Annotated in this window: 15 protein-coding genes; 6 read left to right on the top strand and 9 right to left on the bottom strand. The window is 32.4% G+C overall.

Annotated features, from left to right (window positions below; all coding sequences use genetic code 11):
* The first annotated feature begins 60 nt into the window (after nucleotides 1–60).
* The gene (locus WNY78_RS16955; RefSeq protein ID WP_342874410.1) at nucleotides 61–1,098 is read left to right on the top strand and encodes an NAD-dependent epimerase/dehydratase family protein; all 1,038 of its coding nucleotides are present in this window, start codon (nucleotides 61–63) and stop codon (nucleotides 1,096–1,098) included.
* A 316-nt stretch (nucleotides 1,099–1,414) separates the two neighbouring features.
* Nucleotides 1,415–3,370, top strand: coding sequence for a DEAD/DEAH box helicase (locus WNY78_RS16950; RefSeq protein WP_342874409.1), 1,956 nt, complete (start codon nucleotides 1,415–1,417; stop codon nucleotides 3,368–3,370).
* A 52-nt stretch (nucleotides 3,371–3,422) separates the two neighbouring features.
* Here the strand turns inward: WNY78_RS16950 and WNY78_RS16945 are convergent, their stop codons facing one another.
* On the bottom strand, nucleotides 3,423–4,826 hold the full coding sequence (locus tag WNY78_RS16945) for a gliding motility-associated C-terminal domain-containing protein (RefSeq protein ID WP_342874408.1): 1,404 nt from the start codon (nucleotides 4,824–4,826) through the stop codon (nucleotides 3,423–3,425).
* 191 nt (nucleotides 4,827–5,017) lie between these two features.
* Here WNY78_RS16945 and WNY78_RS16940 point away from each other — a divergent pair, with 191 nt between their 5' ends.
* Nucleotides 5,018–5,797, top strand: coding sequence for a carboxypeptidase-like regulatory domain-containing protein (locus WNY78_RS16940; protein WP_342874407.1), 780 nt, complete (start codon nucleotides 5,018–5,020; stop codon nucleotides 5,795–5,797).
* Between the two features lie 14 nt (nucleotides 5,798–5,811).
* Here the strand turns inward: WNY78_RS16940 and WNY78_RS16935 are convergent, their stop codons facing one another.
* Together WNY78_RS16935 and WNY78_RS16930 are read right to left on the bottom strand one after the other, a co-directional pair.
* On the bottom strand, nucleotides 5,812–6,186 hold the full coding sequence (locus WNY78_RS16935; protein WP_342874406.1) for a VOC family protein: 375 nt from the start codon (nucleotides 6,184–6,186) through the stop codon (nucleotides 5,812–5,814).
* Nucleotides 6,187–6,236: 50 nt separating this feature from the next.
* Nucleotides 6,237–6,893, bottom strand: coding sequence for an RNA methyltransferase (locus tag WNY78_RS16930; protein WP_342874405.1), 657 nt, complete (start codon nucleotides 6,891–6,893; stop codon nucleotides 6,237–6,239).
* 36 nt (nucleotides 6,894–6,929) lie between these two features.
* On the opposite strand from WNY78_RS16930, the gene WNY78_RS16925 reads away from it, so the two are divergent.
* Together WNY78_RS16925 and WNY78_RS16920 are read left to right on the top strand one after the other, a co-directional pair.
* A complete protein-coding gene (locus tag WNY78_RS16925) occupies nucleotides 6,930–8,132 on the top strand; it encodes a hypothetical protein (protein ID WP_342874404.1) in 1,203 nt (400 codons plus the stop codon).
* Complete coding sequence (locus WNY78_RS16920) at nucleotides 8,133–8,807, top strand: NAD-dependent deacylase (protein ID WP_342874403.1); 675 nt, start codon at nucleotides 8,133–8,135, stop codon at nucleotides 8,805–8,807. It begins immediately after the preceding gene.
* A 35-nt stretch (nucleotides 8,808–8,842) separates the two neighbouring features.
* Here the strand turns inward: WNY78_RS16920 and WNY78_RS16915 are convergent, their stop codons facing one another.
* The 6 genes from WNY78_RS16915 to WNY78_RS16890 form a co-directional block, all read right to left on the bottom strand.
* Nucleotides 8,843–9,043 carry a helix-turn-helix transcriptional regulator gene (locus tag WNY78_RS16915; protein WP_342874402.1) on the bottom strand — a complete coding sequence of 67 codons (201 nt, stop codon included), beginning with the start codon at nucleotides 9,041–9,043 and terminating at the stop codon, nucleotides 8,843–8,845.
* Entirely contained in the window at nucleotides 9,043–9,492 is a 450-nt protein-coding gene (locus tag WNY78_RS16910) for a hypothetical protein (RefSeq protein WP_342874401.1), read from the bottom strand. Before WNY78_RS16910 ends, WNY78_RS16915 begins: the two co-directional genes overlap by 1 nt.
* A gap of 151 nt (nucleotides 9,493–9,643) precedes the next feature.
* The gene (locus WNY78_RS16905) at nucleotides 9,644–10,552 is read right to left on the bottom strand and encodes a TIGR01777 family oxidoreductase (protein WP_342874400.1); all 909 of its coding nucleotides are present in this window, start codon (nucleotides 10,550–10,552) and stop codon (nucleotides 9,644–9,646) included.
* A gap of 54 nt (nucleotides 10,553–10,606) precedes the next feature.
* Nucleotides 10,607–11,284 carry a tRNA (5-methylaminomethyl-2-thiouridine)(34)-methyltransferase MnmD gene (mnmD, locus tag WNY78_RS16900; protein WP_342874399.1) on the bottom strand — a complete coding sequence of 226 codons (678 nt, stop codon included), beginning with the start codon at nucleotides 11,282–11,284 and terminating at the stop codon, nucleotides 10,607–10,609.
* A 5-nt stretch (nucleotides 11,285–11,289) separates the two neighbouring features.
* Complete coding sequence (locus WNY78_RS16895; RefSeq protein ID WP_342874398.1) at nucleotides 11,290–11,736, bottom strand: hypothetical protein; 447 nt, start codon at nucleotides 11,734–11,736, stop codon at nucleotides 11,290–11,292.
* Nucleotides 11,736–12,263 carry a DUF4920 domain-containing protein gene (locus WNY78_RS16890; protein ID WP_342874397.1) on the bottom strand — a complete coding sequence of 176 codons (528 nt, stop codon included), beginning with the start codon at nucleotides 12,261–12,263 and terminating at the stop codon, nucleotides 11,736–11,738. The genes WNY78_RS16895 and WNY78_RS16890 overlap by 1 nt, the downstream gene beginning before the upstream one ends.
* A 116-nt stretch (nucleotides 12,264–12,379) precedes the next feature.
* On the opposite strand from WNY78_RS16890, the gene WNY78_RS16885 reads away from it, so the two are divergent.
* Nucleotides 12,380–13,453: a branched-chain amino acid aminotransferase gene (locus WNY78_RS16885; RefSeq protein ID WP_342874396.1), complete on the top strand. Its 1,074-nt coding sequence runs from the start codon at nucleotides 12,380–12,382 to the stop codon at nucleotides 13,451–13,453.
* Nucleotides 13,454–13,476: the final 23 nt, after the last annotated feature.

Here is a 13,476-nt window from a genome sequence, read left to right as displayed (position 1 = left end):
AAATGTTATTTTTGAATCCTTAAAAGACATCGAAATTTGCTCAAACTTAAATTATAAAAGATGAGCAGCGAAATTTCATTAGTAACAGGAGGAAACGGACATTTAGGAAACAACCTTGTTAGACTATTACTTTCTAAAAATCAAAAGGTAAGAACAACAGTAAGAAACATTAAAAACCAAGAACCTTTTAAAGGAATAAATTGTGAAGTTGTAGAAGCAGATATTACCGAAATAAAATCTTTAAAAAAAGCATTTCAAGGCGTTACAAACTTATACGCAGTAGCAGCAAATTTTAGTATGTGGGCGAAAAATCCTAAAACTGAAATTTATGACAATAACATGCAAGGAACTCAAAATGTGTTCGATATTGCAAAAGAATGTGGCATAAAAAATATTGTATATGTAAGTTCTGTAGCCAGTTTAGATTTTACAAAACTACCCGCTAATGTAGATAATGGATATAATAAGGATAGAAGGAATTGGTATTACAACTCTAAAAATGATTCGGATAAATTAGCTTTAGAATTGGGAAAAAAATACGGAATAAGAACCGTTCTAATTCTTCCTTCTGCGATGATTGGTTCAATAGCATTTAAATTAAGTTATTCTAACAATCTTGTATTACAAATTCTAAAAGGCGAAATACCTGTAGACACCAATGTAACCTTAAATTGGGTAGATGTCAAAGATGTTGCTTTAGGCACATATAACGCAATGAAAAAAGGCAGAAATGCAGAACGTTATATTTTATCAAACGAGAAACATACCACTCTCCAAGAAAGCGTAAAGATAGCATCTGAATTATATCCTGAATTAAAACTAAAAACGCCTAAAAAAGTTCCAAAATGTTTATTGTATTCTGTTGCTGGACTAATGGAATTTAGCAGTAAAATTAGTGGAAACGAACCTCTACTACAAAGACATTATTTAGATATGTTTTACAACTTAAAACAGGATTACGATATTAGTAAATCAAAACAGGAATTAGATTTCAACCCTAAATCATCAAAAAAAGCATTAGAAGAAGCTTTAGAATATCTGAAAAGTGATTGGGGAAAGAAAAAAAGATATAGAACACCGTGTATAATTAATTGCTAGTTATAGCCTACTACTCATATTCATGTGTTATATTTTATCTGTGTTTTATTTACTGAATTAGTCACTCAAACACGCAACTAAACATACACAAAACCATTTGACAAACACCCATAAAAACCACCCTTCCAAAACATATTCTCCTAATTATAATTTACTTTCAAATAAAAGCGTACCTTTGCACCTTGAAAATTTCCGAAGAGTCGGAAAGTTAAATTCCTCAGAGTGAGGATGTGTTACCTGGAAGTTTAAGTGTTTAGTATGTCGATTCGCTTCTTTTGTAACACTAAAGAACATAATCGAATACAAAACAAAAAGAATGAGCACATTCCAAGAACTCGGTCTTAATGAAGACCTATTACACGCTATTACCGATTTAGGATTTGAAAATCCTAGTGATGTACAAGCAAAAGCAATCCCAATTTTATTAGAAGATGATACTGATCTTGTTGCCTTAGCGCAAACAGGTACTGGTAAAACTGCAGCATTTGGTTTCCCGATGTTACATAAAATTGATGTTAATAGTCGTACAACTCAAGGTTTAATCTTATCGCCTACTCGTGAGTTATGTTTACAAATTACTAACGAGATGAAACTCTACGGTAAGTATTGTAAAGGATTAAACGTTACTGCTATTTATGGTGGAGCAAGCATCCAAGATCAAGCAAGATCTGTAAAACGAGGTGCACAAATTATTGTGGCAACTCCTGGTCGTATGAAAGATATGATTAGTAGAAACATGGTAGACATTTCTAATATTGAATATGCAGTTTTAGATGAAGCTGATGAAATGTTAAACATGGGATTCTATGAAGATATTACAGATATCTTATCACATACTCCTAAAGATAAAAGTACATGGTTGTTTTCTGCAACGATGCCAAAAGAGGTATCTAGAATTGCAAAAGACTTTATGCATGATCCAATAGAAATTACTGTTGGAAATAAAAATGAAAGTACAAGTCAGGTCTCTCACGAATACTATTTAGTGAACGCTAGAGATCGTTACCAAGCTTTAAAGCGTTTGGCAGATGCTAATCCAGATATCTTCTCTGTGATTTTCTGTCGTACAAAACGTGATACTCAAAAAGTAGCCGAAAACTTAGTCGAAGATGGTTACAGTGCTGGAGCTTTACATGGTGATTTAAGTCAGAACCAACGTGATTTGGTGATGAAATCTTTCAGAAACAAACAAATACAAATGTTGGTTGCTACAGATGTAGCTGCTCGTGGTATTGATGTCGATGATATTACTCACGTCATCAATTACCAATTACCTGATGAACCAGAAATTTACACACACCGTTCTGGACGTACAGGACGTGCTGGTAAAACTGGTATTTCTATGGTGATTGTTTCTAAGAGTGAAGTACGTAAGATTAAAGGAATTGAGCGTATCATCAAGAAAGAATTTGAGAAAAAAGAAATTCCTGACGGAATGGAAATTTGCGAAGTGCAACTAATGTCGCTCGCAAATAAAATCCATAATACAGATGTGAATGACGAGATTGATAAACATTTATCAAGCATTAACGAATTATTTGCAGATACCGATAAAGATGAATTGATTAAAAAATTCTTTTCTGTAGAATTCACTCGTTTTTATGATTATTATTCAAAATCTAAAAAATTGAATACACCAAGTTCTTCATCTAGAGATTCTGAAAGAGATTCTGGAAGAGGAGATTCTGGTGGACGAGGTTATGGAGGAAGTGCCAATGAAACACGTTACTTCATTAATGTGGGTAGAAAAGATGGATACGATTGGATGAAACTAAAAGATTTCTTGAAAGAAGTTTTAGAGTTAGGTCGTGACGATGTCTTTAAAGTTGATGTAAAAGAGAGTTTCTCTTTCTTTAATACTGAAAAAGAAAGTCAGGAGAAAGTATTGGCATTCTTTACAGATTTTAAACACGACGGACGATTTGTTAACGTAGAAGTTAGTGAAGACAAAGGACGAAGTGGAGGCGGACGCTCTGGTGGCGGAAGACGTGATGGAGGTGGTAGAGGCAGACGCTCTGATAGCCCAAGAGGAGAAAGACGTTCTGGTGGAAGACGAAGTGATTCTGGTTCTGGTAACAGAAGCGACAGACGTTCATCTGGAGGATCTGGAAGACGTAGTGATTCTGGCTCTAGCAATAGAAGTGATAGACGTTCTAGTGAAGGAGCATCTGCAAACAGAAGTGAGAGACGACCTTCTGGAGGAGACTCTAGACGCTCTGAAAGTTCTTCTTCAGGAGCTGATAGACCAAGACGTTCTAGACGTAGAGATTAGATATAAATTGACACATATAAAAAAGCCTCAAAACTAAGTTTTGAGGCTTTTGCTATTTATTTAAATAAATCCAGGATGAATGTGTTTGGTCATTATTATAAATGAAACTTAAAAAGTATGTACCTACCGGAAGTAACGAACCATTATTACTTTGTCCATTCCATTCATTAGTATAATTCTCTTTTGTATATACTAAAGTTCCATAGCGATTATATATTTTTAATGATGAAACATTCGCATTTACTAAATCCAAATTATCATTTAAGCCATCTTCATTTGGAGAAATACCTTGAGGAACAAAAATTGAATCTTGATTATCTTCAGAAAAAAAAGATTGAATAAAACTCGGTAAGCCTCCTAAGCAAACTCCTTCTCCTAAATCAATAGATTCAATATTATAATTTGCGCCATTACCAAGAATATTAGGTGTTTCAATGACATCAAGAAATGATATTGAAAAATTACTAGCGTATATTTTTCCATCTATTGCTAATTGCAGGGCAGAAACAATCTTATTCCCTTCATAAATAATGGTATCAGAATTCAATACATTAGTTTGAGTATCTTGAGTTAAATCAAACTGATGTACTTTACTTTGGTTTAATTCAAAATTTAAATCAGATACGTATAAAATGTTGCTGTCTGGAGAAAATTCTACACCATAAGCACCAGACCCTAAATCTGTTATAGGATTAAAAATGCCACCTATAACCAATGCATTAGAAACAATCCCAGTACTATTATCAAAATCAAAAATTTCAACTCCGTTAGTTGATTGGTATTTGGCAAGAGCTAAACGTTTATCATTTGGAGATATTTTTAAATACCCTATGGATGTATCGTTATTTCCTTCATGAATACTGCCCACAGATGAGATTACTGGGCTCAAATTAACCCCTAAGTTAGTGATTGAAAATGAAAGAAAATTATTAGAATTCCATTCATGTGCAACTACCCAATAACCAACATCATTACCTTGCTTACAAGCCGATATTTTTTCAGAAACTACATTATTTGAAAGCTGAATATTCTTATTAGCAGTTACACCTCCATTACCATTATTTAAAGTCATGTCAACCTCAGAGTATCGCAAACCATCAATAGTTGCTTGGGCAGCTACAGTGAAAATATAATATAGATCTGTGTTTTCAGGATTTGGAACCACAACAGCCGATTGTGTAGCTGAGAAGTTCCCCAATAAATCAGTGCCATTTAGCATAACATTATGGTTCTTGTCCCAAACCGTGATACCATCAGTATAAAATAATAAATCTCCGGCAACATCAGCAATTGTTGCACAGCCTTCAAGAGTATTCATTTGACTATCAGTTAGAACCTCAACAGTGTTATCAGTGAACTTAATTCCTGCATTTTCACCAAAGTACCAGATAGATGATTCTCCTTGAGCATTACTAAAATTTACAAATAAGAATAAAATGAAAAATTTTCTAGTCATAGCTATTTTTGAATTTAAATATATGATACTAATTGAAGATGCAATATTATCAAATTGGTTGCGTTGCTTTTTCTTTTTTTAACATCTTAATGAAACATAATAAACCTTCTTGTTAATATTTAGTCAAATTTACGACCACTACCACAGTGGTATGCAATTTGTTTATTACTTTTATCATATCAAATAATGACATGAAACACATCATAACCCTTTTTTTATTTATTTCTATAACTAGTTTTGGCTTTGCCCAAGACTCAGAAACTACTGTTAAAGGAACTATTATAGACTTAACTACAGATACACCAATTGATCGTGTAAACATTGTTAACCTTAACCAAGTGATTGGTACCTCTTCAAATGAGGAAGGTAATTTTGAAATTAAAGCACAACTTAATGATACCTTACATTTATCGTACTTAGGCTACAAGTCTATTAAAGTAAGAGTAACTAATGATTGGTTGAAATTTGGAGACACTAAAATAGGCATGGTAGAGTCTGCTTTAGCTTTAGAAGAAGTTGTTGTCAACCAATTAAAATTAACTGGTTATTTAGAAATTGATGTCAAGCAAGTCCCAATTGTATCAAATCATAGATATAGTATTTCTGGTTTAAATAGTGGTTATGAAGCTGGAAACAGAAGACCTAATGCAGTAAGTAAAGTTTTAGGTGCTATTTTTAATCCTGCAGATTTTTTACATAATATCTTCGGAAAAAAGCCTAACGAATTACGTAAGCTTAAAAAAATGAAAGAAGATGACGAGATTAGAAATCTTCTTGCATCTCGTTTTGATAGAGAAATGTTGACTGTTTTATTACAAGTTGATAAATTTGATTTGGATGAAATTGTGAACCAATGTAACTATTCAGCAGCTTTTATAAATTCTGCAAACGATCTTCAAATGTTGGATGCTATTAGCGAATGTTATGAAGAATACAAGATTCTAAATAGAAATAAATCTGGTCGTTTCTAAGACTAAACGTATCTTTATTTGTTTGAGTGTAACGCTACTCTATTTCCTTCTGTATCTATAAAAACTCCCATACAACCATGTTCTGGTGAGATTTCGGTTTTTGATTGTATCACGTTTCCTCCTGCAGCTTCTACTCTACTAATTTCATTGGCAACATCATCACAATTAAAATAGACTAAAGTTCCTTCTTGGCTTGGCACATAACTGTCTTGCTTAATTAAAGTCCCTGCTGCTCCTGGTTTATTCTCCTCAAATGGAAACCAACCCATAAGTGTACCTCCAAAATCTTGAATATCAATTTTAATTTCAAAAACGGCTTCATAAAACGCTTTTGCTCTATCCATATCATTTACAGGAATCTCAAACCAACTTACCATATTATGCTTCATAATTTTAGTATTTATTATTAAATGCAAACATGCCTTTTAAAAATACAACATTATTTAGACTCATAAAAACGTTCAATCACTTGCTCATAACTCTTTATCGTTTTCTTACACCAATCTAAACGTTTTTCTAGTTGTTCCTCTTCGGAAAGTTGCCAAACCACATCACTCGCCTTTAATTTGGCAGTCACATCCTGAAGAATAATTGCAGCAGATACTGAAATATTTAAACTTTCAGTAAAACCAACCATGGGTATTTTTAAAAAGCAATCTGCTTCATTGATGACTTCTTGAGATAAACCCTCAGTTTCTCTTCCGAAGAAAAAACACGATTTTTTGGTGACATCAAATTCTGATAAAACATTATCATTTTCGTGTGGTGTGGTTGCAACAATTTGATACCCTTGATGTTTTAGATCTTTGAGCGCCTTTTTAACTGAATGATACCGATTTAAATCGACCCACTTCTGTGCTCCCATTGCAATCTCACGATCTATATCTTTAGAGTTTTGCTCTTCAATAATATGCAACTCTTGTATGCCAAACACATCACAACTACGCATCACAGCACTCGTATTGTGCAATTGATATACATCTTCGGTAGCTACCGTAAAATGTTTAGTGCGTTGCGATAATATTTTAGCGAACCGTTCTTTGCGATGTGCTGTGAGATAACTTTCAAGATGTTCTAATAAATTAATATCAATCATTAAAAATATTTATATTTATGAAAATAAATAATCTATATGACACTAAAAAACCTACCATTTCTTTTTTTATTATTTGGGATCGTTAATCTAAATATATATGCGCAAGATAATCTAAACAAAAAATTAAAAGACACGATATCTTTTAGTGAAGACAACTCCCAAAAAGTAATAGAGTTTGGCCAAATGATAGAAACCATTATTCATGAAAGTGATGGAGATTCTTTTATTACTAAACTAAATAAAGACAAATTCTTTGATCGTGTACTTAGTGATTATTCTAAATTAGATCGTGAAGACAGTTATATCAAAGGCTTTTTAATAGGAATGAACAATGCACTAAAGTCTTTCCCAAATGAAATTATTTCAGATGTTGAAAATGGTGCGTATTATGATTTCATCAACTATCGTTATGATACCGAATCTCAAACCTATTATGCCTTGTTTAGATTGTATTCTTCGGAAACAGGAATGAATTATCATGATTATAGACTTGTTAAAAATGATGGAGAGATCCAATTCTCAGATATGTATATTTATTTGACTGGAGAACATTTTACCAGTACTATTGGAAGACTTATGCAGTATACAGTGCCTAAAAATTCTGTCGTAGAAAGTCAAATAAAAAATCCAGAAACTAAAGATCTTTATAAAGCTTTTATTTACAATAAAAACGGTAATTATGAGAAGGCTTATAAAATTATGGATGGCTTCAAATCTGAACTTTCTAAAGAAAAATTCCTGCTCATATTTAAAACACTAATTGCTGCGCAAATAGATGAATCAAAGTATTTAGAATCATTAGAAGACTTGATAAATACATTTCCTGACGATCAAACAATAGCGCTTAACAAAGTAGATTATTACATTTATAAAGAAGAATATTATGAAGCAATCCAAGTTGTAAACCAGCTCCAAAATGAAACCGAAGATGATTTTTTAAATTTTTTCAAAGCCGGTATTGCATTTGAAGATAAAAATTATGATTTAGCACTCAACTTATATACTTATACAATTGATAATTATCCAGATTTTTTTGAAGGTCAATCTGGCTACTTATGTACTTTAGTGATGATGAAAAATTACGAAGGTTCTACCAAATATTTAGATAGGTTACTCACAGAAGGTTTCGAAAAAGAAGATCTTATAGAATACATTGAAGAAGAAGATGAATTTGGTGAGAATATGTTTGATGGATATTCTAAATCTAAACACTTCGCCGACTGGAAAAAAACGAAATAAATGAAACACCTAGTTGTATTAACTGGAGCAGGAATTAGTGCCGAAAGCGGAATAAAAACTTTTAGGGATGCTGATGGTCTTTGGGAAGGTCATGATGTTATGGAAGTCGCAACTCCTCAAGGTTTTGCTAATAACCCAGAACTTGTTTTAGATTTTTATAATCAGAGACGTCAACAATTACACGACGTAAAACCGAATAAAGCACATTTAGATTTAGCAGCATTAGAAAATGATTTTGATGTTACCATTATCACACAAAATGTAGATGATTTACATGAACGTGCAGGCAGTAGTAATGTCATTCATTTACATGGCGAATTACTAAAAGTGAAAAGCACAAAAAACGAACAGGATATAATATCCTGGACAGGCGATTTAAATTTAGGTGACGTTTGCGAAAAAGGTCATCAACTACGACCACATATTGTTTGGTTTGGTGAAGATGTACCAATGATTGACAAATCTATAGATATTTGCCAAACAGCAGATATTCTATTAATTATTGGCACATCAATGCAAGTCTATCCTGCTGCAGGTTTAATGAACTATGTACCAAGTGAAATACCTGTTTATTTTATTGATCCAAAACCTGCAATTGGAAGTACAGATCGCATTACAGTAATTACAGATACTGCAACTAATGGCATGACTTCTTTCATAGAATTATTAAAATAAGTTGCACTATTAACAACACAATAAAAAAAGTTAATCTAATCATCATTTGATAGTTTAAAAAAGTCATTTACTGGTTTTCCAAATACTTCGGAAAGTTTAAGTGCCAAAACCGTCGATGGCACATATCTATTAGCTTCAATGGAATTTATCGTTTGACGTGACACTCCAATTTTTTCTGCTAAATCCCCTTGCGTTAAACTTAAAATGGCACGTTCTACTTTTATTGTATTTTCCATTATCTGTAACGTTTTAAGTTGTGATAAAACATAAGTTGAATCATTAACATGAATAACAGCACTTGAAAATCACCTAAATCTTTAAACGCTTCTCCTCCAGAGTGAACAATATTAGAAACTCCAAACTCTACATAAGGCATTACTAAAGCATAAATAACTCCAACAACAAAAGCAATAGCATACGATTGTGCTCTTAAACTTATAGTCATTTCATCTTCAATTTTATCTTTAGATATTGACATAATTAGCATACCAACTAACATTGTTTTTTGAAGCAACTGTTTTAACCATTCGGTTTCACCTTCCATTGCAAAAGCTCTAACAAACATTCCAGCTATTGAAAGCAAAACAATAGCAATACCTATAGACATAAAACGATGTGACAATCTAAAATTAATAAACTTACTAAACTGTTTACGCTCACAATTAATAATTTTTTCAGAATTCATTATTGACAAGTATATTTTATATTAAGTAAAATTATTTTTACTTTATGACAAATATACTTTACATTTTTAAATATCACAAATTTATTTCAACTATTCCTTTTCAAGTTAAAATAAGGTTCAGAATTAATAAGAAAAAAAGAGAAATAGAATTTTAACTAAAGATCTCTAATAACGCAGGTTCTAAATGATGGTATTCAAAGTTAAAACCAGACTTTTCAATTTTTGAGCCGCAAACACGCTGACTTTCAAACAACAAAATATGCATCTCTCCTAAAACGAGTTTCATTGCAAATTCTGGAATATTTGGCAGTATAAGTGGTTTATGAAGTATTTTAGCAACTGTTTTGGTAAGCTCTGTGTTAGAAACAGGATTTGGAGCCACTCCATTATAAACACCTTCCAAATTATTTGTAACTGCAAACACAAACAAACGTGCTAAATCTTTAACATGAATCCAAGATTGCCATTGATCTCCACTTCCAAATGGTGCACCTGCTCCAAAACGAATTGGCTTAGCCATTTCTGGTAATGCACCTCCATTTTTTGAAAGCACCAAGCCAATTCTAATTTTAGCAACTTTTATTCCAATAGTTGAAAATTGATTAACTGCTGCTTCCCATTGTTTTACAACTTGCCCTAAAAAAGAATCAGATTTTTCTTTATCTTCCTCATCATAGTATTTTGTTAAAGAATCTGGATATATCCCAATTGCACTAGCAGATACAATTTGTTTTATAGGAAAATCATGAGATGTAATCGTATCAAATAATAACTGAGCTGTTTGAGTTCTACTAGTAATTATTTCTTTTTTATAGCTTTCTGTCCAGCGTTTAGAAATGGTTGCTCCAACTAGATTAATAACAGATGATACTCCTTCAAAACAAGATGCATCTATTTCATTTGCATCAGGATTCCAGTAAAATCCCTTATAATTTTCTTGAGAATTAAGTTTATTTTTTGACGTAGTGAGGTAATGAACATTGATGTTTTGTTCATGTAAAACCTTTACAATTTCTTTACCAATTAAACCTGTTGCACCTGTAATTAAGACTGTTTTCATAGTCTAACAAAGTTAATGAATCCTTCTGCTAGTTTTTAGAAGTTTAGTAAGGGTTTAACGTTTGACAGCTCTCAGCATATGACGTTTTCCTGGAGGACCTTCTAGACGTTCTACTACAAAACCTAAAGCGATTAAAGTGCGACGAACTTTACCAATGGCAGCATAGGTTGTGAGCACTCCATTTGGTTTTAGCGCTTTGTACATAATTTTAAAAATGTCTTCGGTCCAGAGCTCTGGTTGTACTCGTGCACCAAAAGCATCAAAATAAATAACATCGAATTTGTTTTCTGCTGAAATATCTTTAAAAAACTGCTGTTGCTTTTTAAGTTTAAATGCTTCGGAAATTTTATGCTCTTCTTCCCAAGAGCAACTATGAAGTTGGTTTAATTTATCTGAAGGCACTTTCAACTCAACAGCATAGTTTAGTTGTTCTAATTCTTCCGAAGAAATAGGATAAGCTTCTACGCCAACATAATTGACTTTTAGGTTTAATTCCTCTGCCTTTAATTGAGTAAGTAATGCATTCAAACCTGTACCAAAACCAATTTCTAATATGGAAATTTCAGATGTTTGTTGTGCTAACATTTCCGAAGAAAAAAAAAGCAAACCATGTTTTATATACACATGATTTGCTTCTTGTATGGCACCATGAACAGAATGGTATTGCTCATTCCAATCTTCTATTTGAATGGTCTTTGAGCCATCTGCTGTGGTAATTATTTTTCGTTGCACATTATTTATTTAATCAATAATTTTTTGATTTTTGGGATTGGTCCTGTGCATTCTGTTTTGTGACATGATAAACACATATTGATGGAGTTATTGTAACGATCTTCTACAGACATTAGCGTGTCTTGAGAAAAAATATCTCGTTGTGCTTCAATAAATTTAGCTGAATAGTGCTTAAAATTTTCATTTCGCAACTTAGTCTCTGACAACACTGCCGAATGAATATCTAAGAACTCTTCTGGAAATTCACCAGTTAATTCTTTTCCAGCTTCAATATCTGCTTTTAACTGCATGTTATAGGCATACATGCCTTTCATGAGTGATGACATTTCAGATGGTTGGTATACATCATACGTTTTGGAACCATCTGTTATGATGACTTTGCTTTCAACTTTTTCCGAAGAATTACAGCTAAAAAATAAAAACGCGACCAAGCATCCAAATAAAACTTTCATTAGTCTTCTTTTAAAAGTACACCATCTGCTTCAAAAGACAATGTTTTTTTAGGTTCAGTGATTTTTGCAATTTCCTCTGCAGTTGCTCCTCCATCTTCTGCATAATGACGTTGCTCATCAACAGGCACTTCATTCACATAAGCTTTACCATTAATAATCACATCTTTTCCTGAGATATCTTTAGGCATAAAAAAACCATAGTCTTTAAATTTCACCATCACTTGTTCTCCATTTGGCAAGTCTAATTTCATCCAGCAACCTTTTGCTTGACAAACCTCATCAACCTTAGCCATCATTTTTGCGTCAATTGTATCTCCAACTTTCATATTTGAATAATGAACAGCCATTCGTTCTGCTGTGAGCGCATCTGATGCTATAATCTTTTTACCAAATGATACATATTTGACATCTTGAAGTTCTGTTTGTGCTTCAGTTTCTGCTGTTGCAAGATCACTATCAACTTTTTTCTCTTCTTTACATGATACCAATAAAAGAACTGTAAATACTACTGTTAAAATATGTTTCATTTTAATTTATTTATTTTTAATTTTAAGATATCAAAGTTACGGATTTTTTTAGAAAATTTAATTTAAAAAAAATCATGCTAAATGTGTACTTTTGCAAAACAAAATAACACAACAAAATGTCAAATAAATATACTAGTAATTTACACATAGAGAAAGCTAAAACATCTAAGATTAAAGATGTTGACTTTGATAATTTAAACTTTGGAAGAACATTTACAGACCACATGTTTATTTGTGATTATGTAAATGGTGAATGGCAACAGCCTAAAATCATACCTTATCAAGCGATGTCAATGGATCCTTCTGCTCGTGTATTTCATTATGGTCAAGCAGTTTTTGAAGGTATGAAAGCTTATAAAGATTACGATGGAGGTGTCTTTTTATTTAGACCAAAAGAAAATTTCAATCGTATTAATAAATCATGTGCGAGATTGGCAATGCCTGAGTTTCCTGAGAATTACTTTTTTGAAGGTTTAACAACACTCTTAAATTTAGATAAAGAATGGATTCAACCTGGTGTTGGTAATTCTTTATATATAAGACCTTTTGCGATTGCTATAGATTCTGCAATTGCTGCTGCACCTTCAGACAGTTACAGATTTATGATTATTTGTTCTCCAGCAAAAGCGTATTATAAAGGTACTGTAAAAGTTCTCATTGCTGAAGAGTTTAGTCGCTCTGCAAATGGAGGCGTTGGCTTTGCTAAAGCTGCTGGTAATTATGCTGCACAATTTTACCCAACAAGTTTAGCACAGAAAAAAGGATACCAACAAGTCATTTGGACAGATGCTGATACGCATACCTTTTTAGAAGAAGCAGGTACAATGAATGTGTTTTTCAGAATTAATGATACATTGATTACTGCACCAATTAGTGATCGTATTTTAGATGGTGTTACGCGTAAGAGTTTAATTCAGTTAGCAAAAGACAATAATATTAATTGTGAAGTTAGACCTATTAAAGTTACTGAAATTGTAGAAGCTTCAAAAAACGGAACGCTTAAAGAAATATTTGGAGCAGGAACTGCAGCTGTAATTAGTCCTATAGAAGGTTTTGAATACAAAGACACCTATTATGAATTGCCAGAAATTGGAGACCACTCCTACTCTAGTATTCTAAAAAATAAAATGTTGAGTATTCAACATAATCTCGCAGACGATAAAAACGGTTGGAGATACGAAATAAAGTAAAAACATAAAAAAGAGCCAATTGG

Origin of the sequence: Psychroserpens sp. AS72 (assembly GCF_038900375.1) — a bacterium.
In the GTDB taxonomy this organism is placed as follows: Bacteria; Bacteroidota; Bacteroidia; order Flavobacteriales; family Flavobacteriaceae; genus Psychroserpens.
Note: the sequence above shows the minus strand (reverse complement) of the source record. Positions and strands in the feature narration are given on the sequence as shown.

Coding starts and splice junctions, on each gene's coding strand:
- WNY78_RS16925 (WP_342874404.1), top strand. CDS start 6,930: ATGACACTAAAAAACCTACCATTTCTTTTTTTATTATTTGGGATCGTT.
- WNY78_RS16885 (WP_342874396.1), top strand. CDS start 12,380: ATGTCAAATAAATATACTAGTAATTTACACATAGAGAAAGCTAAAACA.
- WNY78_RS16905 (WP_342874400.1), bottom strand. CDS start 10,552: ATGAAAACAGTCTTAATTACAGGTGCAACAGGTTTAATTGGTAAAGAA.
- WNY78_RS16945 (WP_342874408.1), bottom strand. CDS start 4,826: ATGACTAGAAAATTTTTCATTTTATTCTTATTTGTAAATTTTAGTAAT.
- WNY78_RS16950 (WP_342874409.1), top strand. CDS start 1,415: ATGAGCACATTCCAAGAACTCGGTCTTAATGAAGACCTATTACACGCT.
- WNY78_RS16895 (WP_342874398.1), bottom strand. CDS start 11,736: ATGAAAGTTTTATTTGGATGCTTGGTCGCGTTTTTATTTTTTAGCTGT.
- WNY78_RS16920 (WP_342874403.1), top strand. CDS start 8,133: ATGAAACACCTAGTTGTATTAACTGGAGCAGGAATTAGTGCCGAAAGC.
- WNY78_RS16935 (WP_342874406.1), bottom strand. CDS start 6,186: ATGAAGCATAATATGGTAAGTTGGTTTGAGATTCCTGTAAATGATATG.
- WNY78_RS16930 (WP_342874405.1), bottom strand. CDS start 6,893: ATGATTGATATTAATTTATTAGAACATCTTGAAAGTTATCTCACAGCA.
- WNY78_RS16890 (WP_342874397.1), bottom strand. CDS start 12,263: ATGAAACATATTTTAACAGTAGTATTTACAGTTCTTTTATTGGTATCA.
- WNY78_RS16955 (WP_342874410.1), top strand. CDS start 61: ATGAGCAGCGAAATTTCATTAGTAACAGGAGGAAACGGACATTTAGGA.
- WNY78_RS16915 (WP_342874402.1), bottom strand. CDS start 9,043: ATGGAAAATACAATAAAAGTAGAACGTGCCATTTTAAGTTTAACGCAA.
- WNY78_RS16940 (WP_342874407.1), top strand. CDS start 5,018: ATGAAACACATCATAACCCTTTTTTTATTTATTTCTATAACTAGTTTT.
- WNY78_RS16910 (WP_342874401.1), bottom strand. CDS start 9,492: ATGAATTCTGAAAAAATTATTAATTGTGAGCGTAAACAGTTTAGTAAG.